Annotated in this window: 27 protein-coding genes; 18 read left to right on the forward strand and 9 right to left on the reverse strand. The window is 61.3% G+C overall.

Going from position 1 to position 26,127, the window contains the following annotated elements; translation table 11 throughout:
• Nucleotides 1-143 precede the first annotated feature (143 nt).
• Nucleotides 144-1,139: a hypothetical protein gene (locus tag ACP15N_RS14565; RefSeq protein WP_425093048.1), complete on the reverse strand. Its 996-nt coding sequence runs from the start codon at nt 1,137-1,139 to the stop codon at nt 144-146.
• A 313-nt stretch (nt 1,140-1,452) separates the two neighbouring features.
• Here ACP15N_RS14565 and ACP15N_RS14570 point away from each other — a divergent pair, with 313 nt between their 5' ends.
• The 3 genes from ACP15N_RS14570 to rlmN all read left to right on the forward strand — a co-directional run bounded on the left by ACP15N_RS14570 (nt 1,453) and on the right by rlmN (nt 4,291).
• On the forward strand, nt 1,453-1,956 hold the full coding sequence (locus ACP15N_RS14570; protein WP_425093049.1) for a phage tail protein: 504 nt from the start codon (nt 1,453-1,455) through the stop codon (nt 1,954-1,956).
• 213 nt (nt 1,957-2,169) lie between these two features.
• Nucleotides 2,170-3,036 (forward strand): cobalamin B12-binding domain-containing protein, encoded by an 867-nt coding sequence (locus ACP15N_RS14575; protein WP_425093050.1) that lies wholly within the window; start codon nt 2,170-2,172, stop codon nt 3,034-3,036.
• A gap of 64 nt (nt 3,037-3,100) precedes the next feature.
• Nucleotides 3,101-4,291, forward strand: coding sequence for a 23S rRNA (adenine(2503)-C(2))-methyltransferase RlmN (rlmN, locus tag ACP15N_RS14580; RefSeq protein WP_425093051.1), 1,191 nt, complete (start codon nt 3,101-3,103; stop codon nt 4,289-4,291).
• Nucleotides 4,292-4,297: 6 nt separating this feature from the next.
• Here rlmN and ACP15N_RS14585 read toward each other — a convergent pair whose 3' ends face one another.
• Nucleotides 4,298-5,146, reverse strand: coding sequence for an LOG family protein (locus ACP15N_RS14585; protein WP_425093052.1), 849 nt, complete (start codon nt 5,144-5,146; stop codon nt 4,298-4,300).
• A gap of 158 nt (nt 5,147-5,304) precedes the next feature.
• Between ACP15N_RS14585 and ACP15N_RS14590 the strand changes: the two genes are divergently transcribed.
• The 13 genes from ACP15N_RS14590 (at nt 5,305) to lpxK (ending at nt 18,555) form a co-directional block, all read left to right on the forward strand.
• A complete protein-coding gene (locus tag ACP15N_RS14590; RefSeq protein WP_425093053.1) occupies nt 5,305-5,937 on the forward strand; it encodes a hypothetical protein in 633 nt (210 codons plus the stop codon).
• A gap of 119 nt (nt 5,938-6,056) precedes the next feature.
• Nucleotides 6,057-6,884, forward strand: coding sequence for a 2,3,4,5-tetrahydropyridine-2,6-dicarboxylate N-succinyltransferase (gene dapD / locus ACP15N_RS14595; RefSeq protein WP_425093054.1), 828 nt, complete (start codon nt 6,057-6,059; stop codon nt 6,882-6,884).
• Nucleotides 6,885-6,910: 26 nt separating this feature from the next.
• Entirely contained in the window at nt 6,911-7,543 is a 633-nt protein-coding gene (locus tag ACP15N_RS14600) for a LysE family translocator (protein WP_425093055.1), read from the forward strand.
• The gene (locus ACP15N_RS14605; protein WP_425093056.1) at nt 7,540-7,875 is read left to right on the forward strand and encodes a hypothetical protein; all 336 of its coding nucleotides are present in this window, start codon (nt 7,540-7,542) and stop codon (nt 7,873-7,875) included. Before ACP15N_RS14600 ends, ACP15N_RS14605 begins: the two co-directional genes overlap by 4 nt.
• A gap of 1 nt (nt 7,876) precedes the next feature.
• Nucleotides 7,877-9,019, forward strand: coding sequence for a succinyl-diaminopimelate desuccinylase (gene dapE, locus ACP15N_RS14610; protein WP_425093057.1), 1,143 nt, complete (start codon nt 7,877-7,879; stop codon nt 9,017-9,019).
• Nucleotides 9,016-9,444: a GNAT family N-acetyltransferase gene (locus ACP15N_RS14615; RefSeq protein ID WP_425093058.1), complete on the forward strand. Its 429-nt coding sequence runs from the start codon at nt 9,016-9,018 to the stop codon at nt 9,442-9,444. The genes dapE and ACP15N_RS14615 overlap by 4 nt, the downstream gene beginning before the upstream one ends.
• 2 nt (nt 9,445-9,446) lie before the next feature.
• Entirely contained in the window at nt 9,447-10,022 is a 576-nt protein-coding gene (locus ACP15N_RS14620) for a TIGR04282 family arsenosugar biosynthesis glycosyltransferase (protein ID WP_425093059.1), read from the forward strand.
• A gap of 41 nt (nt 10,023-10,063) precedes the next feature.
• The gene (gene rnr, locus ACP15N_RS14625; RefSeq protein WP_425093060.1) at nt 10,064-12,316 is read left to right on the forward strand and encodes a ribonuclease R; all 2,253 of its coding nucleotides are present in this window, start codon (nt 10,064-10,066) and stop codon (nt 12,314-12,316) included.
• Between the two features lie 115 nt (nt 12,317-12,431).
• Nucleotides 12,432-13,724, forward strand: a complete 1,293-nt coding sequence (locus tag ACP15N_RS14630; protein WP_425093061.1) for a lytic murein transglycosylase — start codon at nt 12,432-12,434, stop codon at nt 13,722-13,724.
• Nucleotides 13,724-14,194 (forward strand): DM13 domain-containing protein, encoded by a 471-nt coding sequence (locus tag ACP15N_RS14635; protein WP_425093062.1) that lies wholly within the window; start codon nt 13,724-13,726, stop codon nt 14,192-14,194. Before ACP15N_RS14630 ends, ACP15N_RS14635 begins: the two co-directional genes overlap by 1 nt.
• Nucleotides 14,195-14,279: 85 nt before the next feature.
• Nucleotides 14,280-16,100: a translational GTPase TypA gene (gene typA / locus ACP15N_RS14640; protein ID WP_425093063.1), complete on the forward strand. Its 1,821-nt coding sequence runs from the start codon at nt 14,280-14,282 to the stop codon at nt 16,098-16,100.
• Nucleotides 16,101-16,228: 128 nt separating this feature from the next.
• Nucleotides 16,229-17,548 (forward strand): 3-deoxy-D-manno-octulosonic acid transferase, encoded by a 1,320-nt coding sequence (locus ACP15N_RS14645; protein ID WP_425093064.1) that lies wholly within the window; start codon nt 16,229-16,231, stop codon nt 17,546-17,548.
• The gene (lpxK, locus tag ACP15N_RS14650; protein WP_425093065.1) at nt 17,548-18,555 is read left to right on the forward strand and encodes a tetraacyldisaccharide 4'-kinase; all 1,008 of its coding nucleotides are present in this window, start codon (nt 17,548-17,550) and stop codon (nt 18,553-18,555) included. The genes ACP15N_RS14645 and lpxK overlap by 1 nt, the downstream gene beginning before the upstream one ends.
• Here lpxK and ACP15N_RS14655 read toward each other — a convergent pair.
• Both ACP15N_RS14655 and ACP15N_RS14660 read right to left on the reverse strand, forming a co-directional pair.
• Nucleotides 18,552-19,220, reverse strand: a complete 669-nt coding sequence (locus ACP15N_RS14655; protein ID WP_425093066.1) for a DsbA family protein — start codon at nt 19,218-19,220, stop codon at nt 18,552-18,554. The genes lpxK and ACP15N_RS14655 overlap by 4 nt on opposite strands.
• Before the next feature lie 17 nt (nt 19,221-19,237).
• Nucleotides 19,238-19,738 carry a DUF721 domain-containing protein gene (locus tag ACP15N_RS14660; protein ID WP_425093067.1) on the reverse strand — a complete coding sequence of 167 codons (501 nt, stop codon included), beginning with the start codon at nt 19,736-19,738 and terminating at the stop codon, nt 19,238-19,240.
• A gap of 84 nt (nt 19,739-19,822) precedes the next feature.
• Between ACP15N_RS14660 and mutY the strand changes: the two genes are divergently transcribed.
• Both mutY and ACP15N_RS14670 read left to right on the forward strand, forming a co-directional pair.
• A complete protein-coding gene (mutY, locus tag ACP15N_RS14665; protein ID WP_425093068.1) occupies nt 19,823-20,905 on the forward strand; it encodes an A/G-specific adenine glycosylase in 1,083 nt (360 codons plus the stop codon).
• A 49-nt stretch (nt 20,906-20,954) separates the two neighbouring features.
• A complete protein-coding gene (locus ACP15N_RS14670; protein ID WP_425093069.1) occupies nt 20,955-22,088 on the forward strand; it encodes an alkane 1-monooxygenase in 1,134 nt (377 codons plus the stop codon).
• Here ACP15N_RS14670 and ACP15N_RS14675 read toward each other — a convergent pair.
• The 5 genes from ACP15N_RS14675 to ACP15N_RS14695 form a co-directional block, all read right to left on the reverse strand.
• A complete protein-coding gene (locus ACP15N_RS14675) occupies nt 22,085-22,726 on the reverse strand; it encodes an NAD(P)-dependent oxidoreductase (RefSeq protein ID WP_425093070.1) in 642 nt (213 codons plus the stop codon). The genes ACP15N_RS14670 and ACP15N_RS14675 overlap by 4 nt on opposite strands.
• Before the next feature lie 96 nt (nt 22,727-22,822).
• Nucleotides 22,823-23,494 carry a cupin domain-containing protein gene (locus ACP15N_RS14680; protein WP_425093071.1) on the reverse strand — a complete coding sequence of 224 codons (672 nt, stop codon included), beginning with the start codon at nt 23,492-23,494 and terminating at the stop codon, nt 22,823-22,825.
• A gap of 146 nt (nt 23,495-23,640) precedes the next feature.
• Nucleotides 23,641-24,747 carry a site-specific DNA-methyltransferase gene (locus tag ACP15N_RS14685; protein WP_425093072.1) on the reverse strand — a complete coding sequence of 369 codons (1,107 nt, stop codon included), beginning with the start codon at nt 24,745-24,747 and terminating at the stop codon, nt 23,641-23,643.
• A 94-nt stretch (nt 24,748-24,841) separates the two neighbouring features.
• Nucleotides 24,842-25,459, reverse strand: coding sequence for a ribonuclease HII (locus tag ACP15N_RS14690; RefSeq protein ID WP_425093073.1), 618 nt, complete (start codon nt 25,457-25,459; stop codon nt 24,842-24,844).
• Nucleotides 25,460-25,557: 98 nt separating this feature from the next.
• Nucleotides 25,558-26,055, reverse strand: coding sequence for a hypothetical protein (locus ACP15N_RS14695; RefSeq protein ID WP_425093074.1), 498 nt, complete (start codon nt 26,053-26,055; stop codon nt 25,558-25,560).
• Between the last annotated feature and the right edge of the window lie 72 nt (nt 26,056-26,127).

Genomic DNA, 26,127 nt, shown 5'->3' on the forward strand with positions numbered 1-26,127 from the left:
TGACGGTTTAAGCGGGGCTTTGGTCCAGCCATTGCGCGAATTGCGGCGCGACGTCTTCGCGCGTATGCGCACCCGCCGATCGCGACGAAGGGACATCACCGAAATGGTGGATCGAAAGCTTGCGGCGCCGATGGTGGCGCGGCTTATGGAAAATTGGCGGTTCCAGCGGCATTCAGGTTCAGAAGAAACGCCTGGTAATTGACGAACCGACGCTGTGGCGGGGCGAAGTCGCGCACAATGCAATTCACCGCGAAGGGGGCGCCGACGTCGTTGACCAGCACTTTGAGCGCGGTTTGCAGGTTGAGCCGCGTGGGTTTGTAATGACCACTTTGATTGTCGATTTCCATGATGATCCCGTTCTGGATCACACAGGTGCCCGCGCAGATCACGTTTTGTCCGGCATTCAAGCTTGAGTGATTGTATTGGTTGCCGTTGGTCATTGCATTTGCGTTCGCAACCATCAGGTTCCCGTATTTGTCGAGCGCCCACATATCCAGGTTTTGCGTCGTATACGGCCCTCCGGTGGAATTGCGCAGGTGATTGTTCACGACCACCAGCATGTTGTTGTTCACGCGTTCGGTCTTGTCGACGTAATGAACAGGGAATTGCCCGGCCAGTTCATGACCTGTGAAATGGTTCGCCAGGACGTCGAATTCACCGGGTGTGAGGTTGTCAAAATCCTTTGCATTGTTCGCGAGGATCGCCTGCACATTTGCCGGCGGTGGCCCAAAAGCCTGCACTGCGCCCGCGGCATTGTTTCGATACGCGGCCATGTTCGCCTCCACGAGGCTCCCGCCGGGAAAGTTGGCTGTCTTGTTTCCGGTGGCTTTGTTGTGCGCGTAGACCGCGCGCTCCTGCGTGTGTCCTCCCTGCAGAGATCTGAGCCCGCCGGGTCCGGGAACATTCGGCATTGCATTGGCTTTGCGGTTCTTGAACACGTAGTAGCGCAGCAGTTGCATGGCCTGATCGTTCAGTTGTGTGACAACCGCCGCGCGGTTCGCTGTATTCTGCGAGAAATTTGCCAGATCGTTGGGGTTAAGCTTGGCGGCCTTGGCGACTTTCCAGTTGTGGCATTCCTGTACGATCGTGCGAAGGCGCGCGATCTTAGTTGAATCGTTCGCGAATAGCGTCGTGTCCATCTTTCGCAATGCCTTATCGAGCGCCTTGAAACTCGACCGAACGATCGTCCCACTTGTAGTGGTGCGTTTCAGGAAAGTGGCACTGTGCATCAAATCCGGTTTTGCCAAAGACACTGTTGAAATCCCCCCGTGCGAAAATAGGCGTCGATCTCGGTGCGACGCCGTGTGACCTGTCGAGAGAAACAGCGCGCCGATCTCATTGCAAACAAATTCGGCGGTTTGCCTCATCATCCTTTTTCAATCTCTTGGCGCTGCACCCTATCCATTTGAGCAGGGCCACTTTATGTTCGCCGCATTTCACGGAGGATTTTCAATGACGCAGTTTGCCGTAAACACGCACCGTCGCCATCCCTACAAGACCTTCAAGTTTCGCGTGATGTGTGACAACATGGTGATCCCCGGCGTTTCCAGGGTCAGCCCGCTGATCCGGTCTACGGGCGTTGTGCCGGTAAGGTCGGGTGGGGCGCTGAGCGCCAAGATCAAGTCACCCGGCCGTACCAGTTTCGAGCCTGTTACTTTGGAACGTGGCATCACACATGACAACGCGTTCGAGGAATGGGCCAACCTCGTTTTCAGTCTTGACGGTGACACCGCAATTTCTCTCAAGGAGATGCGCAAGGACGTGCGGATCGAACTGCTGAATCTCGCGGGGCAGATTGCTATTGCCTACAACATATTTGGCGCTTGGGTGTCGGAGTATCAGGCCCTGCCAGAGTTGGATGCCGAAGGCGATGAGCTGACAGCCATCGAGAGCATCACGCTTCAACATGAAGGCTGGGTCCGAGACTTTGCTATCCGAGAACCAGAGGAGTTCTGACGCCTCACCAAAGGCGCATCGCGATTCGCGCTGGCGTTCGGAGCGGTACAGTCCCGGCAGTCTTCCGCCAAGTGCGATATCCTGACGTCGCTCTTTGCGATCGAGAGCGGGAAAACTCCTGCGGCATCTTGGGGACTTACGGGCAGGGCACTGGGTCCGGCCATATTTGATCTGGGTCATGGCTCTGTGCAGTTTTTGTTGTAGCCTGAATACATGTTCACGCGGCTTGGGAATTTTGACGAACGGCGTGGAGGCCGGATAATCAGCTGGGCACCGCAGCGTGCTGCCCTGCGACACCGGTCTGACCGACTGGTGCAACGCCATGAGCTTGTGCATGTCGAAGGGCATAATCTCGATCACAAACCCAACCCGGAGGTCGCCCCGGATATTCGGTCTGCCTTGGATGAGGCGTGCAAGGGAGCGCGGCCGTCTGTCGTGCCGGGGCAGCCGGTGCCCCCTTATGTGCTGGAGGCCTTTGCGACGTTACTTATCGCCGATGATGCGCGAGCGGCTGAAGAGTTTCTGCGCGATGTGGTGCCGCGCGACATGGGCACAGCCGAACTATCGGATCGGATTCTTCGCGACACGCTCGGTCGCCTCGGGGACCGCTGGAGTGCGGACCAAATGTCCTTTGTCGATATGTCGGTGGCGGTTGCGCGGGTGAAAGGCCTCGGCCGGTCCTTCGCGTCGACGCGCGCGATCTGCTCGACCGCCGTCTCGAAAGGCCGCGCGCTTTTTGCAACCCTCATGAACCAGAGCCATGGTCTCGGACTGTCGCTAGCGGCCCAGGCGTTTCGAGAGACCGGTTGGGACGTTGATTTGCATCTGAACGAGGCACCTGACAGGGTCGTGCAGTCGGTAAAGACGACGCGCCCCTGGGTCGTTGGTCTGACAGTCGGATCGCGACGGGACGTGTCCGTTGTTCACAAGACCATCCTGAAGCTCAGGGCCCTGCCGTTCAGATGCAAGGTTCTGGTCGGTGGAAACGCGGCGCATCTCCTTGCGGGGAAAAGCAACAGCTTCCTTGTTGATGCTCTGGTGCCCGATATCGCAACGGCGTTGGCGCACGCGGAGGACTGACGCCTCTTCCCAGAGCGGGTTGCGCACTCTATATGACCGCGGTGTTTCCCGTTCGGAGTCAGTCATGACCAACCCAGCGCCCACCGCGCCGATCACGCAGGACGTGTTGACCATCCCCCGCAAAGCCGCGGCGGAGGCAAAGCGCAATCTTGTCGGATTGACGCGTCCTGACTTGCGGGCCGCGTTGATCGACGCCGGTACGCCTGAGAAACAGGCCAAGATGCGCGAGACTCAGGTTTGGCAGTGGATCTACGCGAAGGGCGTGCGCGACTTTTCTCAGATGACCAACCTCGCCAAGCCTTACAGGGCCTTGCTTGCGGAGAACTTCGAGATCCGGGTGCCAGAGGTCGTTGTGCGCAAGGTCTCCGAGGATGGCACGCGCAAGTACCTCGTGCGGATCGCTGGCGGCCACGAGGTCGAGGTTGTCTACATTCCCGAAGACGACCGGGGCACCTTGTGTGTATCGAGCCAGGTTGGCTGTACGCTTACCTGTTCATTCTGCCACACGGGCACCCAGAAGCTCGTGCGCAACCTGACAGCCTCGGAAATCATTGGTCAGGTAATGATCGCGCGAGACGATCTGGGCGAATGGCCCGAACCCGGTCGCAACCCCAAGGACGAAACGCGGCTCTTGTCGAACATCGTTCTGATGGGCATGGGCGAGCCGCTATATAACTTCGAGAACGTGCGGGACGCGATGAAGATCGCGATGGATCCCGAGGGCATCAGCCTGTCGCGCCGTCGCATCACGCTGTCGACATCCGGTGTCGTGCCTGAGATTGCCCGCACCGCCGAAGAGATCGGCTGTCAGCTTGCCGTCAGTTTTCATGCCACGACGGATGCCGTGCGCGACACACTCGTGCCGATCAACAAACGGTGGAACATTCAGGAACTGCTGGATGCCTTGCGCGAGTATCCAAAGGTCTCGAATTCCGAGCGGATCACTTTTGAATACGTGATGCTGAAGGATGTGAACGACAGTGACGAGGATGCGCGGCGTCTGATCGAACTGATCAAAGGGATACCGGCCAAGATCAACCTTATCCCTTTCAATGAATGGCCTGGTGCCCCCTACCAACGCTCCAGCAACAATCGCATCCGGCGGTTTGCGGACATCATATACAAGGCGGGCTATGCCTCCCCGATCCGAACCCCGCGTGGCGAAGACATTATGGCAGCCTGCGGTCAGCTCAAATCCGCGACCGAGCGTGCGCGCAAATCCCGCGCGCAGATCGCGGCTGAAACCGGCCTCTAGATGGGGTCAGCGGCCTGGTAGCGCATCGCGGGGAGGTAGTGGCTCCCATGTCTCGATGATCTCCACGGCGTCTTCAGCGGTATCGACGAAACGAAACAGCTGTAAATCCTCGGCGGAGATCGTGCCGGCATCGGCCAAGGCGTCCCAGTTGATGATTTCTTTCCAGAACTTCGTGCCGAACAGCAGAATGGGGATTTGTTCCATGCGGCCTGTCTGGATCAAGGTCAGCGCTTCAAATAGTTCATCCAGCGTGCCGAACCCGCCCGGAAAGACAGAGATCGCCTTGGCGCGCATCAGGAAGTGCATCTTGCGGATCGCGAAATAGTGGAAGTTGAAGCACAGGTCCGGCGTGACATACGCGTTCGGCGCCTGTTCGTGGGGCAACACGATGCTCAGACCGATGGACTGCCCGCCAGCTTCCTGAGCGCCCAGGTTGCCGGCCTCCATGACGCCGGGGCCACCGCCGGTGACGATCACATCTTCACGCCCGTAGCTCTCTAGGCTTTTCTCCGTGATCGCATACGCGAACTTGCGCGCCTCTTCGTAGTAATCTGCAAGTTCGTTGAGGGTCTGCGTGCGTGCGGTGTCCCGGGTCGCGGGGGATGGAATGCGCGCGCCGCCGAACATCACGACGGTGCTTTCCACACCGCGTTCGTCAAGGATCAGTTGAGGCTTGAGCAGTTCCAGTTGCAGGCGTACCGGGCGCAGTTCCTCGCGGCACAGAAAGTCCGGATCGTCAAACGCGAGGCGATAGGCGGGTGCCCTGGTTTGAGGCGTGTCAGGGATGCTGTCGGCGGTCTCAATATCCTGATGCGCGTCCCGGAACGGACCATGGTGCTTGGGATCGTCTTTCATAGGGAACCTGTTGTCTGTACGGCCACTGGCTGAGCGCTCACCCTATCGTCGGTTCTGCCGATGGCCAGTAGTTTTCTCTGCGGGAAGCCTGCAACGCAATTGCATGCGATCAGCGAATGCGGCAGGATCGTGGAATTATTGTGCAAGGGGTGTGCGGCGTGCGTGTTGAATTTCGCATTGGGGAAGTGGACTTCCACGGGATATCGTTCGAGCAATTCGATGATTTCCCGGTGTTTTCTGAAAGATGGGCCAAAAAAATGGTGCCTGGCCGTGCTCTTCTGGCGTCATGGGATCATACGTCCCAAAGCTGGTCGCGCCCGGTGGGACCCAAGAAACTGAAGATCGCACCCGGTTTACAATGCTTGCGTCTTGACGGGTTTGGTCAGCGAGACAGAACAGCCGAGGCCGCCACCCTGTCCCGCATTCTGACAGGGCTTGGCGTCGCGTTGCCTGCACTGAAATCTGCGATCACGGAGGCCGTCCCGCCAAGCCAGTTCACCTTCGACGCTTCGCGAGCCGTTCCCGAGGGCGCGCAGCGCAGCCAGTCGTGGCAAGTCCTCGGAGAGGCGCGATTTGATCATTTCGTTCTTCGCTTTCCGGTGGGCCGTGTTGATGACTGGGCCATCCTGTCAGTTGCGACCGATTTCGTCCTGTCGCGTCGCCGCATCGGGCAGGCTCTGCCCGTCGTGGAACAGCAGGTGAATGGCAAAGCCTCCAGTACGCTTGCGGAGCGTGTGTTCGACATGATGTCCGGCACGCGGCGCCCCGGGTCGATGGGCCGCCCGCACTGATCCCTCTGGCCGGGTGACCACTCGTTTTCTGAAGACCATAGACTGTGCGGCGATTGCGGGCCGGATGCGGACTGGGTATAGCCTGCGCGAACACAGGAATTGCTGCGCCGGAGGGGCCCATGTCGAACGCTCAACTAGAAACCGCCATCGAAGCGGCATGGGACGCCCGTGACACGATCACGCCTGCCACCACTGGTGACATGCGCGAGGCGATCGAAGATACGCTGAACGCCTTGGACAGCGGTGCGCTGCGGGTTGCAGAAAAGCAGGACGATGGCAGCTGGCATGTCAACCAGTGGGCCAAGAAGGCTGTGCTCCTGGGGTTTCGGATCAAGGATATGGAGCCGCAGTCCGGCGGGCCGCAAGGCGGCGGCTGGTGGGACAAGGTCGACAGCAAGTTTCTTGGCTGGAACGCCGGTGCGTGGGAAAGAGCCGGCTTCCGCGCTGTCCCCAACTGTGTGGTGCGCAAGTCCGCCTACATTGCGCCGGGCGTGGTTCTGATGCCCTCTTTCGTGAATCTTGGGGCTTATGTGGATAGTGGCACAATGGTCGACACATGGGCGACCGTCGGGTCGTGTGCACAAATCGGCAAGAACGTACACCTGTCCGGCGGTGTCGGCATTGGCGGCGTGCTGGAACCGATGCAGGCAGGCCCAACCATTATCGAGGATAACTGCTTCATTGGTGCCCGCTCCGAAGTGGTCGAAGGCTGCATCGTGAGAGAGGGATCGGTGCTCGGCATGGGCGTTTTCATCGGCCAATCGACCAAGATTGTGGATCGTGAGACGGGCGAGGTCATGTACGGCGAGGTTCCGCCGTATTCAGTTGTTGTGGCAGGCTCGATGCCATCCAAGAACGATGTGAACCTGTATTGCGCGGTAATCGTGAAGCGCGTTGACGAAAAGACCCGTTCCAAGACCGGGATCAACGAACTGTTGCGCGACTGATCGCGGAGTCTGTCGGGAGCGCCGGGGTGTTTGACTATTCGCTGGCCCATTGGGGGGCGTTCTTTGCGGCAGCGTTTGCCCTGAACCTGTCACCCGGGCCCGATATCGCGTTCATTCTGGGCCGCACCGTTCAGGCTGGACGCCGTGCGGGATTTGCGGCTATGGGCGGGCTCTGGACTGGGGCCTTGGGGCATGTCCTGTTTGCCACGCTCGGGCTCTCGGCTATCCTCGCTCAGTCGGCGTCGGTGTTCACGGCGGTAAAATGGGCCGGGGCAGGTTATCTGATCTGGCTTGGGATCAAGACGCTGCGCAACAGTGGCGGCAGCTACGTCGCAGGGAATGGTCCAGTGATGAGTATCGGGCAAAGCTACCGACAGGGTGTGCTCGTGAACCTGATGAACCCCAAGGTCGCGGTGTTCTTCCTCGCGTTTCTGCCACAATTCGTAGAGCCGTCCGCAGGGCCGGTCTGGGCGCAAATCTTTCTGCACGGCGTGCTGATCATTTTCGTTGCGGCCTGCGTCGAGCCGCTGGTGATACTCGCGGGCGACCGGCTGGCGCGAGGGTTGCGGGATCGTCCGCAGGTCGGCGTCTGGCTCGATCGCGTCGTGGGCGGTATTCTGATTGGCTTCGGCCTGAAACTGGCGGCGGCACGGTTATGACGGACAAGAAACCCAAGCGACCCCATCAGGTCTACACGCTTCTGGTGGAGGTTGGCCGCAAGGATGGGGACGGTTTGCCTAAATCCGCCACGGGCGCGGCGCTGATGTGCTATGCCGCCGGGGTTGACGAGGCCGAGGCCGTTCGCGAGACCGTTGCGCTGCTCAAGCAGGCTGACCTCAACCCGCTGGACGTCTCCGGTTACGGGTCACTGGAGGAGCGGCTTGCGGAAGGCCATGACATCCCCGACGAGGAACGCGATCTGATGGCGCGCGCACTGGCAGAGAATTCAGTCGTTGTGGCACAGACCACGGCCTTTTATGACAAAGACTGACATGACAACAGATCCCATTGCCCTGACTGCGGACCTGATCCGTTGTCCGTCCATCACGCCGGACGAGGGCGGCGCGTTGGTCCTGCTGGAGGCCCGGCTAAGGGCTGCCGGGTTCGACTGTACCCGCGTGGATCGTGGCGGGATCGCGAACCTGTTTGCGCGCTGGGGCGACAAGGGCCATGCAAGGACATTCGGGTTCAATGGGCACACCGATGTCGTTCCGTTGGGGGAAAGGTCCGATTGGGCTCATGACCCGTTCGGCGCAGAGATTGACGGAGCGTTCATGTACGGACGCGGCGCAGTGGACATGAAGTCCGGTGTGGCCGCTTTTGCCGCTGCGGCAATCGACTTTGTCCAAAGCAGTCCGCCGGATGGCGCGGTGGTCCTGGCGATCACGGGTGACGAGGAGGGCGACGCACACGACGGCACGAAGGCCTTGCTGGACTGGATGGATGCCGAGGGGGAGGCGATGACCGCCTGTCTTGTCGGAGAGCCGACTTGTCCGGACGAGATGGGCGAAATGATGAAGATCGGGCGTCGGGGATCAATGACGGCGTATTTCGAGGCGACGGGCGTGCAGGGGCATTCCGCCTATCCACACCGCGCCGGAAACCCGGTTCCCGCGCTCGCCCGGCTGGTGGACCGGTTGGCGGCCCACACGCTTGACGAGGGCACTGATCATTTCGACGCGTCAACGTTGGCGGTCACCACGTTCGATACAGGCAACCCGGCCAATAACGTGATCCCGGCAAGTTGCCGTGCGACGGTGAACATTCGTTTCAACGATGCCCACACGTCCCATGCGCTGACAAAGTGGTTGGCGGACGAGGCCGCAAAGGTCTCCGCCGAAACAGGTATCGATATCAAGCAGAGGGTTTCGGTTTCTGGTGAAAGCTTCGTTACGCCGCCCGGGGCACTCTCGGACCTTGTGGCGAACGCGGTCGCGGTTGAAACCGGCAGGACCCCGGTTCTGTCCACCTCTGGCGGGACGTCTGACGCGCGCTTTGTCAAAAATCACTGCCCGGTTGTGGAATTCGGTCTTGTAGGCAAGTCGATGCACCAGGTGGACGAGCGGGTCGAGATTGCGCAAATCCCCCAACTCAAGGCCATTTACATGCGGATACTGAGGGATTTCTTCGCGTGATCACCGTGCGCGAGATTGCCGGACCAAACGAGTTGGAGATCTGCCGTGCATTGCGGCGCACCGTGTTCATCGAAGAGCAGAACGTGGCAGAGGCGGAAGAATGGGATGGGCGCGACGGCGATGCGCGGCACATCCTGGTATTTGTCGGCGATACTCCGGTGGGTACTGCGCGCCTGCGGACGGTCGGGACACTTGGCAAGATCGAGCGGGTCTGCGTCTTGGCAGAGGCCCGCGGGTCGGGCGCTGGCCGGGCATTGATGCGTTTTGCTCTGGACCGGATGCAGGCCGACCCGGACTTGACCGGAGCCAAACTGGGCGCCCAGACGCACGCCATCCCGTTCTACGAGAGCTTCGGATTTGAAGCTTACGGGCCGGAGTACGACGATGCAGGCATCCCTCATCGCGACATGCAGGTCCACTTCTGATCATGCGGCCCACATTGGTCATCATGGTCAAGGAACCACGCCCGGGGCGTGTGAAAACGCGGTTGGGGCGGGACATCGGCATGGTCGCCGCCGCGTGGTGGTTTCGCCACCAGTCGGCACGCCTGATCCGCCGCCTGACCGATCGGCGCTGGCGGCTGGTGCTGGCAGTAAGCCCGGATGTTGAGGGGTTGGCCAGCCGTGTCTGGCCTGAAACGCTTGCCCGCGTGCCACAGGGCGCCGGGGACCTGGGTGATCGGATGGGGCGGGTGTTTCGGTCGTTGCCTCCTGGTCCGGTTGTGATCATCGGGGCGGATATCCCCGACATCGCACCGCCGCATATTGCCGAAGCCTTCAATGCGCTGGGGCAGGCCGATGCCGTTTTGGGCCCGGCACCGGATGGCGGCTACTGGCTGGTCGGTTTGGCCCGGCGACAGGCTGTTCCCGCGCGGCTTTTTGACGGCGTGCGCTGGTCTACCGCCCATGCCCGCTTGGATACCGAGGCGTCCATGTTCGGTTTGCGCATCGCCCGTGTCGCGACCTTGCGCGATGTCGACACGGCCGCTGACCTGTCGCGATAATTCCCTTCGACGCGGCTTGTCTGACATGCTACGGCGCAGGCATGGTACGCATCCCCTCCAAAGAAGAGATCCTGTCCTGGATCGAGGACAATCCGACCCAAACCGGCAAACGCGACATTGCTCGGGCTTTCGGGATCAAGGGCGCGGACAGGATCGAGCTGAAACGCGTTCTTCGGGCGCTTGAGGCGGAAGGACACCTTGAAAAACGCAAGCGAAGCTACCGCGACCCCGAGAGCCTGCCGCCGGTCTCTGTTTTGCAGGTTTTGCCGGCCGATGGGGATGGTGACCTCTTTGCGCGGCCTCTGGAATGGCAGGGCGAAGGGGCGGAACCCAGAATCCTGTTTGTCGCGCGCAAAGGCGATCCCGGTCTTGCGGAAGGGGACCGTATCCTGGCCCGCCTTGCCCGCGTAAAGGCCGATGACCATCAGTATGAAGCCCGTCTCATCCGCCGTATCGGGACAGGGCAGCGCAAGATTCTCGGAATTTTTCGAAAAACAGCCGAGGGCGGTCGGATCGTTCCCATCGACAAGGGGGCCGACCGCGAATGGCGCGTCAGCCCGGGCGCTGCACATGGTGCGCAGGACGGCGAGTTGGTCGAGGCAGAGCAGGCGGGGCCGAAATCGCGCATGGGGCTGCCGCTGGCGCGGGTCACACAGCGTCTTGGTGATCCGATGGCTGCAAAATCCGTCTCACTGATTGCAATCCATCAGCATGGAATTCCAGACGACTTTCCCGATGCGGTTATGGCCGAAGCTGAGGCCGCGACGCCCCCGGGGCTTGGGCAGCGCAAGGATCTGCGCGCGGTCCCGCTGATCACTATTGATCCGGCGGATGCGCGGGACCGTGACGATGCGGTCTGCGCCCAACCGGACCCGGACCCCAGGAATGATGGCGGCTTCATCCTCTGGGTCGCGATCGCGGACGTCGCCCATTTTGTCACGCCGGGCTCCGCGCTGGACCGAGAGGCGCGCAAGCGCGGCAACTCCACTTATTTTCCCGACCGGGTCGTGCCGATGCTGCCCGACACACTGTCAGGGGATCTGTGCTCGTTGCACGAGGACGTTCCGCGAGCCTGCCTCGCCGTGCGTATCATCATCGATGCAGAGGGCACCAAACTCAGCCACAAGTTTTATCGCGGGCTCATGCAGTCAAAAGCTTCGTTGTCCTATGAGGAGGCGCAAGCGGCCATTGATGGCCAGACGAGTTTGCGCACCGAAACGTTGCTGGAGCCGGTGTTGAAACCGCTTTTTGCAGTCTACGGTGCTTTGACCAAAGCGCGCGAGCGGCGCCAGCCACTGGATCTGGATCTGCCAGAACGGCGTATTGTTCTGTCCGAGCAGGGCGAGGTGTCGTCGATCAGCTTCCGCGATCGGTTTGATGCGCACCGGCTGATCGAGGAATGCATGGTGCTCGCCAACGTTTGCGCAGCAGAAACGCTTTCGAGAACCCGCACGCCGCTGCTGTATCGCGTCCACGAGGAACCCTCCGTCCAGAAACTCGATGCCCTCCGGGAGATTGTGCAGGCCTCAGGGCTTACGCTGGCCAAGGGACAGGTGCTGACCACTGCGCACTTGAATCGCCTGCTGGATCAGGCGGCGGGTCAGGACGAAGCGGAGTTGATAAATATCTCGACCCTGCGGGCCATGACGCAGGCTTATTACAGCCCCGAGAACTTCGGGCACTTCGGTCTTGCCTTGCAGAACTACGCGCATTTCACATCGCCGATCCGGCGTTATGCGGACTTGGTCGTGCATCGCGCCCTGATCTCGGCACATGGCTGGGACGACGATGGATTGAGCGGTGCGGAGATCGAACACCTCGATGAGACCGCGCAACATATTTCCGACACCGAGCGCCGGTCCATGGCGGCTGAGCGGGACACGATTGATCGCTACCTGGCCTCGTATCTGCAGGATCGCGTCGGCAACGAGTTCAGTGCGCGCATCTCCGGTGTGACGCGGTTCGGGGCCTTTGCGAAGCTGGACGAAACGGGAGCGGACGGATTGATCCCGATCCGGTCTATAGGCGCGGAGTATTTTCACTATTCGGGTGAAGAGCAGAGCCTCACCGGGTCCGAGACCGGTTTTACCCTGCGCATGGGGCAACGCGTGGTGGTACGTCTGGCCGAAGCCGTGCCCGTGACCGGTGGGCTGATGCTGGAACTGCTGTCGGTGGAGGGTACCGCCGTGCCGGTCGGTCCGCGCCGCAAATCACGGCCTGTGCGCCGGAAAATCGCTGCGAACAAGGCGAAGAAAGCCAAGCTCAAGAAAAAGCTCAAACGCAAGCGCGCCTGAGGCCAGGTTCGGCAAGACATTGCAAACGTGATCGCCGGGTGCCCAGACCATGCTTTGAGAAAAAGCCAGTTCGCGTTACCCTGCCCAAAAATGGCAAACGAGCAGGAGCCATACAATGCAGATCACCTACGCAGCCCTCGGGCTGGCTATGACAGCTATACTGTCCGCCCCAGCAGCGGCGCAGCAGGCCCGATCGGGTGACGCAGATGTCGTCAGCCGCGCTGCGCCAGTATTCAGTTTGCGCCCTGCGCCACGCACTGCAACACCGGTCGTGCAAACGGCCAACAGGCCTGCGCGCTTCGAAAACTGGATCGACGGATTTCGCCGCCGCGCCTTGGCACAGGGCATCCGTCCGGCAACGTTCGATCGCGCCTTTGCGGGGGTCGATTACCTGCCGGATGTCATCCGCCGCGACCGCAACCAGGCCGAATTCACCAAACAGCTTTGGGAATACCTGGATAGCGCGGTCTCGGATGCGCGTGTGCGCAATGGCAAAGCCGCATTCCGCGACAACGCGCGCGCGTTACAGCAGATCGAAGCCCGGTATGGCGTGGAGGCCGAAGTCGTCACCGCGATTTGGGGGCTAGAGAGCGCTTACGGCAGCTACCGTGGCAACACTCCGTTGATTTCGGCCCTCGCAACGCTGTCCTACGATGGCAGACGCGGCGCGTTTTTCGAAGACCAACTGATCGCCGCGTTGCGTATCCTGCAAGCCGGCGATGTTACCCCGCAGCGCATGACAGGTTCCTGGGCCGGGGCAATGGGGCATACGCAGTTCATTCCGACCTCCTATCTGGACTATGCCGTTGACTTCACCGGCGACGGCAAGCGCGATATCTGGTCCGACAATCCGATCGACGCTCTGGCCTCCACTGCCTCCTACCTCAAGAGTTTCGGCTGGACGAAAGGCCAGCCTTGGGGCGTGGAAGTGCGCTTGCCGCAAGGCTTCAACTACGCCCTTACGGGCGAGCGGATCAAGAAAAGCCCGAGTGAGTGGGCGCGGCTTGGCGTGCGGGATACCTCGGGCGCGCGGGTTCCGAACCACGGTCGTGCTTCGATCCTTCTGCCTGCCGGGGCGCAAGGGGTCGCCTTAATGATCTTTGACAACTTCCATGTGATCGAGCGGTATAACACCGCAGATGCCTATGTGATCGCGGTTGGACATCTGTCCGACAGGATCGTTGGAAAGCCTGATTTCAAAGCCTCCTGGCCGCGTGGGGATCGTGGATTGTCGCTGAGTGAAAAGAAGGAAATGCAGCGTCTTCTCAACCGGCGCGGCTTCGCTGTTGGAAAGATCGACGGGATCATCGGTCCGAACACCATCAACGCCGTGCGGGAGTACCAAGCCTCCATCGGGATTGTTCCGGATGGTTATGCCTCGCTTGATATCCTCAAGGAGTTGCGCTGATGCGGAAACTCGTTCTCCTCCTGATGACCCACGGCTTCGCGCTGGCGGTCGGGTTTGCTGCCGGGATCTATTTCCTGCCTATCCTGACCGCGCCCCCGGCACCCGATGCCGCTGTTCTTGAGGAAAGCGCCCAATCAGCGATGTTCACCGCTGAACTGACCCGTGACCTGCGTGGCTCCGATCGGCTGCACTGGGGGGAGGGCCAGATCAGCCTGACGCCGACGCAGATCGTACATCAGGGGCAGTTGGCACCGGGGCCGGACTACAAGCTCTATCTGGTCCCGGAGTTCGTCGAGCATGAGGAAGAGTTCGAGCCGGTCCGCAATAGTGCCTTGCAGCTTGGCGACGTGAAGACCTTTGATGGGTTCATCCTCGACCTGCCGGCCGGGGTCGATCTGGAGGCCTACACGACCGTATTGATCTGGTGCGAAGCGTTCTCGGAATTTATCACAGCCGCCCGCTATCGTTAGGGCTGCGGCGCATTTCCCGCTGGCCAAACCCGCCGTCGTGGGGTAGGGCGCGCGCAACTCTTCCCTTACTTCAAAGGCCTCCGCAATGGACCTTCGCAATATCGCGATCATCGCGCACGTTGACCACGGCAAGACGACACTGGTTGACGAACTGCTGAAACAGTCGGGTACCTATCGCGACAATCAGGCGACGACCGAACGCGCGATGGACAGCAACGATCTGGAACGTGAGCGCGGAATTACCATTCTTGCCAAGGCCACCTCCGTCGAATGGCACGGAACGCGGATCAACATTGTTGACACCCCTGGCCACGCGGATTTCGGCGGAGAGGTGGAGCGGATTCTGTCCATGGTAGATGGCGTCGTTCTGTTGGTGGACGCCGCCGAGGGCCCGATGCCGCAGACCAAGTTCGTAACCTCCAAGGCGCTGGCGCTGGGATTGCGGCCGATCGTGGTGCTGAACAAGGTAGACAAACCCGATGCCGAACCTGATCGCGCACTGGATGAGTGCTTTGACCTCTTCTCCAACCTCGACGCGGACGACGATCAGCTTGATTTCCCGCATCTCTATGCCTCCGGCAGGTCTGGCTGGGCGGATGCGGAACTTGACGGGCCGCGCAAGGACCTCGAGGCTCTGTTCAACCTGATCGTGCGCCACGTTCCGGCCCCGCGGCAGGTTGCCCGGCAGGGCGAGGATTTCCGGATGCTGGCGACCACACTCGGGTCGGACCCGTTCGTTGGTCGTTTGCTGACCGGGCGCGTGGAATCCGGCACGCTGAAGGTCGGGGCGACTGTTCAGGCGCTCAGCCGGATCGGTCAGAAGATCGAGCAGTTTCGCGTCACAAAGATTCGCGCCTTCCGTGGGTTGGCCACGCAGGACATCGATGAAGCACAGGCCGGTGACATCGTCTCCATTGCGGGGATGACAAAGGCGACTGTGGCGGACACGATCTGTGCGCTGGCGGTCGACGAGGCCCTGCCGGCGCAACCCATCGACCCGCCCACCATCACAGTGACTTTCGGGATCAATGACAGCCCGTTGGCCGGGCGCGATGGCAAGAAGGTGCAGTCCCGCGTGATCCGCGAACGCCTTATGAAAGAGGCAGAGTCGAATGTCGCCATCAAGATTACCGATACACCCGGCGGGGAGGCGTTCGAAGTTGCCGGTCGCGGCGAATTGCAGATGGGTGTTCTGATCGAGAACATGCGCCGTGAGGGTTTCGAGCTGAGCATTTCGCGCCCGCAGGTCTTGTTTCGGGAGATCGACGGGGTCACGCATGAGCCGATCGAGGAAGCCACCATCGACGTGGATGACGAATACACCGGGGCTGTGATCGAAAAGCTGACCGGTACGCGCAAGGGTGAGCTTGTCGAGATGAAACCGGCCGGCGCAGGCAAGACACGGATCATCGCGCATGTGCCGTCGCGCGGTCTGATCGGGTATCATGGCGAATTCCTGACAGATACACGCGGCACCGGGGTTCTAAACCGCGTCTTTCACGAGTGGGCCCCGCACAAGGGGGCCATTCCTGGTCGCCGTGCCGGCGTTCTGATCTCCATGGTGGACGGGGAGGCTGTGGCCTTTGCGCTCTGGAATCTCGAAGATCGCGGCCGCATGTTTATCGGCCCGCAAACCAAGGTCTACGAGGGTATGGTGATCGGCGAGCACAGCCGGGAAAACGATCTGGAAGTGAACCCGCTCAAAGGCAAGAAGCTGACGAACGTGCGCGCATCAGGCACGGATGAAGCAGTGCGTCTGACCCCGCACATCAACTTCTCGCTCGAAGAGGCGATTGCCTACATTGATGACGATGAACTGGTCGAAGTCACGCCCAATGCGATCCGACTGCGCAAGCGCTATCTGGACCCGCATGAACGCAAACGGCAGGCGCGCGCCGCTGTTTGACCGTGCGGCCGGGTTGACCAATTCAGATGGGCCGATAGGCTGCGCGCAGAGCCACCTGAGACCGGAGCTTGCTTTCATGATCTACTGGCCACAGACCATGTCTGCCTTGGCGGAACGGGCCTGATCCGGTGGGAATTCCACCGGGTCTTGCGTTATACCTTGGGCTGACTGCTCATGCGGGCAAATGGGCGGATCGCAAGCTGGCCCAACGTATGGAAGCTGGCAAGGAAGACCCTGAAAGGATCGGTGAACGGACCGGAACCGCCGGCAAGTCACGGCCCGAGGGGGCGTTGATCTGGATGCACGCTGCGTCTGTCGGAGAGGCGCTTTCGGTCCAGGAGTTGATCCGCCGCCTGACCGAGGAACGCCCCGATGCCACGATTCTTCTGACCACAGGCACCCGCACGTCTGCGGACCTCGTGGCCACGCGTTTGCCGCCGCAGGCCGTTCATCAGTTCGCGCCGGTCGACACGCGTGCGGCGGTGCAACGGTTCCTCGATCACTGGCGTCCGGACATGGCGGTCTGGGTCGAAAGCGAGCTTTGGCCACGTATGATCCATGACACGGCGGATCGCGGCATCCCGATGGCCCTGATCAACGCCCGCATGTCTGAGGACAGCTTCCGCAAATGGCGCTGGATGAAGGGAACCGCCAAGGCTCTTTTGTCGAAGTTCTCTGTCATTCTCGTGCAGGATCAGGCCACCGGGCGCCATCTGGCGGCACTGGGTGCGCCGGCAGATCGAATGCAAGTCGTGGGCACGCTGAAGGAAGGCGCGCAGGTTCTGCCCCATGACGAAGCCGCGCGCGAGAAATTCGTAGCAGCGACCGACACGCGGCCGCGCTGGCTTGCGGCATCGACCCACCCGGGGGAGGAGGAGGTTATCTCGGAGGCGCACAAGGCGCTCGTGCGCAAGATGCATCGCCTGCTTCTGATCCTCGTGCCGCGCCACCCGGAACGTGGACCGGAGGTTGCATCGATGCTGCGCGGCCAGGGGTGGGAAGTGGCCTTGCGCAGCGCCGATGAGCCGATCGAGTTCGATACCCAGATCTATGTGGCCGATACCTTGGGCGAGTTGGGACTGTGGTACCGCGTGGCGCCGGTCAGTTTCGTGGCCGGTTCGCTGGAGGAAATCGGCGGGCATAACCCCTTTGAACCTGCGGCTTTGGGGTCTGCCATCTTGCACGGTCCGCACGTCGCCAATTTCGCGGATATCTACCAACGATTGGCCGAAGCAGGGGCTGCGCGGCTTGCCAGCACGGCCGAAGGCCTCGCGGCCTCGGTCGAGGATCTTCTGTCGCCGGACAAGGCCGCCAGCATGGCTCATGCCGCGTGGGAGGTTTCGAGCCGCGGGGCCGAAGTGACCGACCTGGCGCTGAACGAAGTTCTTACCCTGCTGGAGGATGCCGAGGCGCGCAGCCTGCTTGCTGAAGCCAAAGCGGAGGCCTGATGCGACCGCCAGCGTTCTGGTATACCGCGCCCGATGCGCCGGACGTTCGGTCCCGATTGCTGTCCCCGCTTGGGGCGCTTTACGCGGCAGGGACAGCGCGGCGTTTGCGCAAAGGGGCGGCGTTCGACCCGGGTGTGCCGGTGATTTGCGTCGGCAACATCAATGCAGGTGGTACCGGGAAAACGCCAACAGTGATTGCCTTGCAGATGATGCTTGCGGCGCGAGGTCAGGCCGCTCACGTCGTCAGCCGCGGATACGGCGGCAAGCTCGACGGCCCGGTCCGGGTCGAAGAACGCGCTCATAGCGCCGCCGATGTTGGGGACGAACCTCTGCTGCTCGCCGCCTTCGGGCCCACCTGGGTGTCCAGAGATCGTGCCGCAGGGGCGGCCTGCGCGGTCGGGGAAGGCGCGTCGGTGGTTCTGCTGGATGACGGATTCCAGAACCCGAGTGTGGCAAAATCCTTGTCGATCGTGGTTGTGGACGCGTGGCGCGGGTTTGGAAATGGACGGGTCTTGCCGGCCGGCCCATTGCGCGAACCGGTGCAAACAGGATTGGCTCGGGCCGATCTGGTCCTGACCATCGGCCCTGAAGAGGCACAAGCCCGCTTCGATGCCACTTGGGCGCCCGTCGTGGGCGCGGTCCCGCGTCTGCGCGGATTGCTCAAACCGTTGCAAACCGGACTGATCTGGACCGGCCTGCGTGTGGTTGCCTTTGCCGGGATCGGCCATCCGGAGAAGTTCTTTGCCACCTTGCACGCGCTCGGGGCAGAGGTTGTCGCGACCCACCCGCTTGAGGATCATCAGCCGCTCGATGATCGACTTCTGGGCCGATTGATCGCCGATGCCAAAGCGCAGGGGGCCCAGCTTGTAACAACCGAGAAAGATGCTGTGCGCTTGCCGCAGACGTTGCGATCACAGGTGCTGAGCCTTCCTGTGCGTCTTGAGTTGGTGGACCCAGCGCCGCTGGAGACTGCGCTGGATCATCTCCTGACACGTCGCGACGATTAATCCGCCAGCAACTCGTCGAGCGTAGCCGCAAAGTCGCGGTAGTTCATGTTGGAGAACTTCTCTCCATTGATGATGAATGACGGCGTGCCGCTGATGTCATCTGCTTCGGCGTTTTGCTGATAGGACGCGACCAGCGCCTGGGCTTTGTCTGCGTCTTGAAGGCAGGCATCGATTGCGTCGTCACCCAGCCCGGCCAAACGGCCAATGCGGCGTAGGTTGTCCGCCACTTCGGCGGGGTTTCCGGACCCGATCCACTCGCGCTGCTGCTCGTACAGAAGATCGGCAATACCGAAATACCGCTCTGGACCGCCGCAGCGCGCGGTCATTCCGGCCCAGAGGCCCAGTCGGTCAAAATACACCTCCCGGTGCACGAACCGGATCTTGCCGGTGTCGATGTAGTTTTCTTTCAGTTCCTTGAAGACGGACTCATGAAAGTTCGCGCAGTGGGGACAGGTGAAGGAGGCATATTCGATAACCGTAACCGCTGCATCCTCTGGTCCCATCGCCATTTCGATGACGCCCGAGGTGTCAACCTCCTGTGCCTGTGCAGCGGAGACGGGGTTCAACGAGACCCCGTGTGCAGATGTGGTTTGGCTGTTCCAGACATAGGCGCCCCCGGCGACAAGCAGGATGGCGGCGACAGCGCTCAGAAGAAGGCGGGCCATGGAGGCTCCTTTCAAGGTCATGAAGGCGATTTGGACAGAATATGCGCACCCAGACGGGACAGGGCAGCGCGGAGTTCCGGGTTCTCGATCTCGCCGGCCTGTTCCGCAGCGCGCGCCGCGCACTCGGGACGTACTGCAGGTTTCGGAGCGGCGGCAAAAGCCGCCTGCGGATCGGCAAAACCGGTTGGTGCGGTTTGTGTCACGCGAATGCGGGAAATGGCATTGTACCCGTAGCAGGTGTTCACACGTTCCCGCAGGCGGGGCAGTTGTGCTTGCAACAGCGGGGCAAAGGCGCCGGTTGTCAGGACGGTCAGAGTTGCGCCAAAGCCCTTGCGCGCATAGCCGACATTCACTGGCCGGCAATTCGGAGCAAGGGCCGGGCCTGCGATCTCGTCCCAATGTGTCAGCAAGCGCGCCACGGCAAAGCCCCGGCCTTCGCCTGCCTTGCGGATGCGCTGTTCCAGCAGAACGCCTGTCTGTCTGAAGCCGTTGCGACGTGATCGGGATGGCGTGGTCATTCCGGCTCGCTTGTTTGCCCTGAGTGCCTAGTTTAGACGAGTTGACGGAAGGGGCCAGTGGGCAGCGATCAGGTAATCTCAAGAATGCGTGAAAAAATCGGCTCCGATGGGCTCAGCGCTGTGCTCTTGACGTGGTACGACGTCCACGCGCGTGAGATGCCGTGGCGTGTTGGCCCGTCGGATCGGGCAGCGGGTGTCCGCCCGGACCCGTATCGGGTCTGGCTGTCGGAAGTGATGTTGCAACAAACCACCGTGGCCGCTGTCCGCAGCTATTTCCGGACCTTCACGGAACGGTGGCCAACGGTTGCCCATTTGGCAGCTGCCGAGGATGCCGACGTCATGGCGGCCTGGGCCGGGCTTGGGTACTATGCCCGCGCGCGCAACTTGCTGAAATGCGCCCGGGTCGTGGCGCATGATTTCGGCGGTGTGTTTCCCGGCACTGCCGAAGACCTGCGCCGTCTGCCCGGTATTGGGCCATACACATCTGCCGCGATTGCCGCGATTGCGTTCGATCAGCCAGAAACCGTGGTGGATGGCAATGTCGAACGGGTCATGGCGCGCTTGCATGCGGTAGAAACCCCGCTGCCGACCGCCAAGGCGGGGTTGACCCAACTCGCGGCTGATTTGACCCCGGGCGCGCGGCCCGGTGATTATGCGCAGGCGGTCATGGATTTGGGGGCCACTGTGTGCACGCCTCGCAATCCGGCTTGCGGTATCTGCCCCCTGGTGCACTCCTGCGCGGGTCGCGCTGCCGGTATTGCGGCGGAGCTTCCGCGAAAACTACCAAAGAAGACCAAGCCGACCCGGCTGGGCTACGTTTATGTTCTGCGCAATTCGGCCGGAGACTGGCTGCTGGAGACCCGCCCTGACAAGGGCCTGCTCGGTGGGATGCTGGGTTGGCCGACCTCGGACTGGGTGGAAGAGGCCCCGACCGAGGCTCCGCCATTGCCAGCGGATTGGCACGACCCGCGTGCGGAAGTGCGCCACACTTTTACGCATTTTCACCTGAGGTTGGCGTTGCGCGTCGCGGTTTCGGACGCAGTGCCGGAACGTGGCGCGTTCGTGCCGGCGTCCGCATTCAGCCCCGCCAGCTTGCCGACGGTCATGCGCAAGGCGTTCGATCTGGCGCGTGATCCACTCGATGCATCGGTGATTGACAAAAAGTGAACGAAGCGGTTCATTTTTTGTCAAAATTCTGTGGTAAGAGACCCGCACGATGACCGCGATCCCGAACATAGACCACCTGTCGCCTGCTGCACCTTTCTGGCTGACCCTTGGGTTGGTCCCGGTGATCGTTTGCGGTGCGCTGCTCGGCGGGTGGTGGGTTTTGCTGACACCTTTGGCCAGCTGGGGACTGTTTTCGGTCCTCGATGCCGTGATTGGCGAAGACACGGCAAACGCGGACCCGCAAACTGCTGAGGCCGCGCTGGTCTGGCACCGGGCGATCACCATGCTTTGGTTCCCGGTGCAGGCGATGCTGTTGGTTTGGCTGCTCTGGTACGTCCCCGCTGCTGCCCATCTTGGAGGGTGGGAGAAATTGGGCGCGTTCTTTGGCATGGGCGTCGCGTCTGGCACTGTAGGGATCACCTATTCCCACGAGCTGATGCACCAGAAAAACACTTCGGAACGCTGGCTGGCCGATCTGCTTTTGTCGTCGGTCCTTTACAGTCATTTCCGGTCTGAACATCTGCTCGTGCACCATCGTTATATCGGCACGCCGCGTGACCCGGTTACAGCGCGCTACAACGAAGGGTTTCACCGTTTCTTCGCGCGAGTCCTGTGGCAATGCGCTGTCTCAAGCTGGAAAGCCGAGCGCGCAATGCTCGCGCGGAAGGGCCTGCCTGTCTGGAATCGCACCAACCCGTTCTGGCGCTATGCGGTGCTGCAAACCTCCTGGCTCCTGCTGGCTTTTGCTTTGGGCGGCTGGATCGGCCTCGGGCTTTTTGCGTTCCAAGCCTTCGTCGCCGTCTGGCAACTGGAGCTTGTGAATTACGTCGAACACTACGGCTTGACGCGAAAATATCTCGGCGAGGGCAGATACGAGCATGTTCGGCCGCACCACAGCTGGAATAACACGCAGCAGGCGTCGAACTGGTTGCTGATCAACTTGCAACGTCACTCCGATCATCACTACAAACCCGATCGACGGTTTCCGCTGTTGCAAACTTATGGCGAGAACGAGGCGCCACAGTTGCCATTTGGCTACCCGGTCATGACGATGGCGGCGATGGTTCCACCGATTTGGCGGCGCATGATGAACCCCCGCGTGCGGGCGTGGCGCAAGCTACACTATCCCGAGATTGCGGATTGGGGGCCCTACAAGCGGGCAGAGACCCCGATGCCGCGCTAGCGCACCAGAACCGGGGTCTGGTGGATATAGCTGCCGTCAACAAAGCTGGTCACCAGAAAATCGGCCACATCCGCGCGCGATATCAGCCCGTTGCGCCAATCCTTCGGTTCCGTCAGGATCTTGTAATCATGTGACGCGTGGTTGTATGTCAGCACCCCCGGCCGTGCGATCGTCCAGTCCAGATCGGAGGCTTTGATCAGGTCCTCCTGCACGCCTTTGTCTGCGTAGGCACGTCCGAAGATGGCCTTGAATGGCAGTTTTTCGAAGCTGCTGAGCGCCTGTTCGCCATCGCCCGCACCGTATCCGGTGACAACAAGCAATCTCTTAATCCCACGTGCTTGCATCCCCGGCAGGATCGCCCGGGTCGCATCCGAAAAAACCGTGGTTGGTTTGACGATGAAGCTCAGGTTCTTCGGTACGCCAAGCGCCATGATCACCCCGTCCACGCCATCTAGTGCAGGGTCCACATCCTCTGGCTTGGTAGCGTCCCCAGCAACGGCCTCGAAGTTCGGATCGCTGATGGTCATCTTGTCTGCACTGCGCGCAAACGCCCGCACCGACAGGTCGCGCGCCAGCGCTGTTTTCACGACCTCTTCGCCGATCCCTTTGCTGGCTCCGATCACAAGAATTTTCTGCATCATCCATCTCCTTCATGGCGAGACATAGGGCGACGGGCGTTCAGGAAAGCCCATGTCATGCAAAAGAGGCGGAGGACCGTTCGATCGACCCGCTTGTCAGGTGACCTCGTCCATCAGAAGGTGCCCTGTCTTGACGTAGATGAGACAGCCGTCGTCAGAAAAGGGCGTGTGCTGCGACAGGTGCGGGCTGCGGATCCATGTACCGGCCGGATAGTCGCCATGTTCGTCCTGAAATGTCCCTTCGAGTACAAAGATCTCCTCGCCGCCCCAATGGGTGTGGGTGTTGAACCGGGTGCCGGGGGCCCACCGCACCAAGGCAACGTTCTCGCCCGTGACGGAATGGAGCGGCAGAACGCTCAGCCCGGGGGCCGACCCTGGAACAAAGTCAGTGGTACGCGTATCGATCGCTTTCTGATCGGTGTCATCCGCGTCGAACTGGTGGAGCTTTACGAGAATCGTCGCGCCCTCGGCCCCGATATGCGGGGTATGGGAAGTTCCAATCGGGTTCCGCACATAGGTGCCCGCCGGATAGTCGGCGTGCTCGTCCGAAAAAACCCCAGCCAACACGAGGTACTCCTCGCCGCCGCCGTGGGTATGGGCATCAAAGCGGCTGTTTGGGGCGAACCGGACAATGGTCGTGGCCCGCGCCACCTCGTCGCCGATCCGGTCGAGCATCATACGCTGCACACCGTTTGCCGGGCTGTCGACCCAATTGTAGTCACCCGGGCGGATCACCACCCGTTCAGAGAAATCGGCGTTGAGTTTCATGCGGCTCCTCCGGTTCAGAGCCTTGCATTTGATCAATCGGACCTGGAAAATCAACCTGAAATGAAAAAACCCCGCCTGACCAGCAGGCGGGGTAAGTCATGTGCCATCGCGGCGGCGGGCCGCAGGCACAGGCGGTAACTCCAGTGTCAGTTGGCGCGCATCTCGGCGCGGATCTGCTGGCGCAGCAGATCGATGGGCACGGTTTTGCCCTCGCGCTTGAAGTGCCAATAGGTCCAGCCGTTGCAGGACGGTGCGTGTTCCAACGCAGCACCCACCTGGTGGATCGAACCGGTGATCTCGTCGGCGATCAGGGTCCCATCGGCGCGGACCTTGGCGTACTTGCCACCAGGCGAGACGAGCATCTCGCCCGGCCGCAACATCCCGCGTTCGACCAGTTGACCAAAGGGCACGCGCGGCTCTGCGCGCTTGGATTGCGTGACGGCAAGGCTCTGGCGGTCAAACTTTCGAATGTCCTTCAGCCGCTTCTCGGCGACCGTGCGATAGGCCTCTTCGCGTTCGATGCCGATGAAGTCGCGTCCCAACATCTTGGCCACAGCGCCGGTCGTGCCAGTGCCAAAGAACGGGTCGAGCACGACATCGCCCGGATTGGTCGTGCCCACCAACACCCGGTGCAGCAACGCTTCGGGCTTTTGCGTCGGGTGCGCCTTGTCGCCGGCCTCGTCTTTCAGCCGCTCATGCCCGGTGCAAATCGGGATCACCCAGTCGGAGCGCATCTGTACCCCGTCGTTCAGCTGTTTGAGCGCTTCGTAGTTGAATGTGTATTTCGCGCCTTCAGCCTTTGAGGCCCAGATCAGCGTCTCATGCGCGTTGGTGAACCGCTTGCCGCGGAAATTCGGCATCGGGTTCGACTTGCGCCACACCACATCATTCAGGATCCAGAAGCCCTGGTTTTGCAACTCAGCGCCCATGCGGAAGACGTTGTGATAGGATCCGATCACCCAGATCGCGCCATTGGGCTTGAGCAACCGACGCGCCGCCGCGAGCCAGTCGCGTGTAAACCGGTCATAGGTCCCAAAGCTGGAGAACTGGTCCCAAGCGTCGTCCACCGCATCGACCTTCGAGTTGTCGGGCCGGTGAAGATCACCCCTCAATTGAAGGTTATAGGGCGGGTCCGCAAAGATCAGATCCACCGATGCCTCGGGCAGGGAATTCATCACGTCGATGCAATCGCCCGCCAAAATCTGGTTGAGCGGAAGCCCCCCGGCTTCCGGCTTTTTGGTCTTGGTTTTCATCGTCTGCCTCGTTCACGCTAATGCGCTTGTTGTTGCGCTCAGGATGAGTCAAAGGCGATTCGCCGTCAAATTCTTTTTTGAATCAAGGGCTTAGTTATTTTTCTTGATACAAGATATTGTGGACAGGCTTGAAACTGCGTCTATGAACAGGGCTGACCCCAATATCTAGAAGTGCGGCGCGATGCATTTTTGTCGGGTAACCGGCGTTTTTCTCCCACCCATATCCCGGGAACTGCGCGGCCAGGGCCACCATCTGCGCATCGCGTGTCGTTTTGGCCACAATGGACGCGGCGGCGATGGACAGGCTTTGCGCGTCGCCCTTGATGATCGCGCGGCCGGGGCATGGCAGGTCCGCAGGAATGTCACGCCCGTCGATCAAAGCCGCATCGACGCCAGTCAATCCGGCCAGCGCCCGTTGCATGGCAAGATGCGAGGCGATCCGGATGTTCAAGCTGTCGATCTCGGCCACGCTGGCCTCGCCAACGGCCACGTCCGCGCATTCCCATAGGGCGGCGGTCAGTGCCTCGCGCCTTGCTGCGGTCAGTTTCTTGCTGTCATTCAATCCGTCAGGAATGTGTTCGGGGTCCAGAACCACCGCCGCGGCAACAACCGGTCCGGCCAGCGGACCGCGTCCCACTTCGTCCACCCCTGCCACGCGGGCAAAGCCGTCGCGGGCGAGGGCAGTTTCGAAACGGTAGTGCGGCTGCGTCATACCCTTTGATGCCCGCCCAGCGCCCCTCGCGGCAAGCGCAAAAAGGCAGGGTCGCCCCTGCCTTTTCACTCAGTCGGCCGAACGTGCAACCGATCCGTTCAGCGTACCTGCCCGTAGCGGGCAAGACACTGCCGACTGTAAACCTGACGCGCCTGACCCCGACCCCACCGGTCGCGCAGGCAAGCGTGCGGTACGCGCGGTCGGGCGCGCGGATGGTTCAGACAACGATCCGCGATGAACCGTACTTCACCGCGTCGCGTCGGCAGGACCTGCCGACAGGCCCTGCGCTTCTCTCGCGGGGACCAGCCCGGGCCGACATCTATTTCCCCATGACGCAGCCCACGGTTTGCCGCAGGGCGCTGCGACGGGCCTCGCAGCGCGCGTGCCTGCGGCGGTGCAGCTCGGTTCACGCTTGGAAGGGGGTTGGCAGCCGGGTGTGAGTTGTCGTAATCACGCAGGACCTGGTACGCGATCCCGGCGGCCACGGCTCCAAAAAGCAGTTGACCCAAAAGATCCTCGTTCGCCTGCGCGGGCCGGGTCGTGCCCGTGATCCCGAGCACAAGGCTCAGGCACAAGGCGGCGGTTGTTCTGATCATCGGGCCTCTCCATTTCTTTTGGATGGGGCGAGGATGGGTATGCCCGGTCCGGCCAGGCAATATCGCCGGACC

The organism is Tropicimonas sp. S265A, assembly GCF_049800835.1.
GTDB lineage: Bacteria > Pseudomonadota > Alphaproteobacteria > Rhodobacterales > Rhodobacteraceae > Dinoroseobacter.

Excerpts from the sequence above, each read along its gene's own strand:
- ACP15N_RS14565 (WP_425093048.1), bottom strand. The coding sequence starts at position 1,139 with ATGGACACGACGCTATTCGCGAACGATTCAACTAAGATCGCGCGCCTT.
- ACP15N_RS14570 (WP_425093049.1), top strand. The coding sequence starts at position 1,453 with ATGACGCAGTTTGCCGTAAACACGCACCGTCGCCATCCCTACAAGACC.
- ACP15N_RS14575 (WP_425093050.1), top strand. The coding sequence starts at position 2,170 with ATGTTCACGCGGCTTGGGAATTTTGACGAACGGCGTGGAGGCCGGATA.
- rlmN (WP_425093051.1), top strand. The coding sequence starts at position 3,101 with ATGACCAACCCAGCGCCCACCGCGCCGATCACGCAGGACGTGTTGACC.
- ACP15N_RS14585 (WP_425093052.1), bottom strand. The coding sequence starts at position 5,146 with ATGAAAGACGATCCCAAGCACCATGGTCCGTTCCGGGACGCGCATCAG.
- dapD (WP_425093054.1), top strand. The coding sequence starts at position 6,057 with ATGTCGAACGCTCAACTAGAAACCGCCATCGAAGCGGCATGGGACGCC.
- ACP15N_RS14605 (WP_425093056.1), top strand. The coding sequence starts at position 7,540 with ATGACGGACAAGAAACCCAAGCGACCCCATCAGGTCTACACGCTTCTG.
- dapE (WP_425093057.1), top strand. The coding sequence starts at position 7,877 with ATGACAACAGATCCCATTGCCCTGACTGCGGACCTGATCCGTTGTCCG.
- ACP15N_RS14620 (WP_425093059.1), top strand. The coding sequence starts at position 9,447 with ATGCGGCCCACATTGGTCATCATGGTCAAGGAACCACGCCCGGGGCGT.
- rnr (WP_425093060.1), top strand. The coding sequence starts at position 10,064 with ATGGTACGCATCCCCTCCAAAGAAGAGATCCTGTCCTGGATCGAGGAC.
- ACP15N_RS14630 (WP_425093061.1), top strand. The coding sequence starts at position 12,432 with ATGCAGATCACCTACGCAGCCCTCGGGCTGGCTATGACAGCTATACTG.
- ACP15N_RS14635 (WP_425093062.1), top strand. The coding sequence starts at position 13,724 with ATGCGGAAACTCGTTCTCCTCCTGATGACCCACGGCTTCGCGCTGGCG.
- typA (WP_425093063.1), top strand. The coding sequence starts at position 14,280 with ATGGACCTTCGCAATATCGCGATCATCGCGCACGTTGACCACGGCAAG.
- lpxK (WP_425093065.1), top strand. The coding sequence starts at position 17,548 with ATGCGACCGCCAGCGTTCTGGTATACCGCGCCCGATGCGCCGGACGTT.
- ACP15N_RS14655 (WP_425093066.1), bottom strand. The coding sequence starts at position 19,220 with ATGGCCCGCCTTCTTCTGAGCGCTGTCGCCGCCATCCTGCTTGTCGCC.
- ACP15N_RS14660 (WP_425093067.1), bottom strand. The coding sequence starts at position 19,738 with ATGACCACGCCATCCCGATCACGTCGCAACGGCTTCAGACAGACAGGC.
- mutY (WP_425093068.1), top strand. The coding sequence starts at position 19,823 with ATGCGTGAAAAAATCGGCTCCGATGGGCTCAGCGCTGTGCTCTTGACG.
- ACP15N_RS14670 (WP_425093069.1), top strand. The coding sequence starts at position 20,955 with ATGACCGCGATCCCGAACATAGACCACCTGTCGCCTGCTGCACCTTTC.
- ACP15N_RS14675 (WP_425093070.1), bottom strand. The coding sequence starts at position 22,726 with ATGCAGAAAATTCTTGTGATCGGAGCCAGCAAAGGGATCGGCGAAGAG.
- ACP15N_RS14680 (WP_425093071.1), bottom strand. The coding sequence starts at position 23,494 with ATGAAACTCAACGCCGATTTCTCTGAACGGGTGGTGATCCGCCCGGGT.
- ACP15N_RS14685 (WP_425093072.1), bottom strand. The coding sequence starts at position 24,747 with ATGAAAACCAAGACCAAAAAGCCGGAAGCCGGGGGGCTTCCGCTCAAC.
- ACP15N_RS14690 (WP_425093073.1), bottom strand. The coding sequence starts at position 25,459 with ATGACGCAGCCGCACTACCGTTTCGAAACTGCCCTCGCCCGCGACGGC.
- ACP15N_RS14695 (WP_425093074.1), bottom strand. The coding sequence starts at position 26,055 with ATGATCAGAACAACCGCCGCCTTGTGCCTGAGCCTTGTGCTCGGGATC.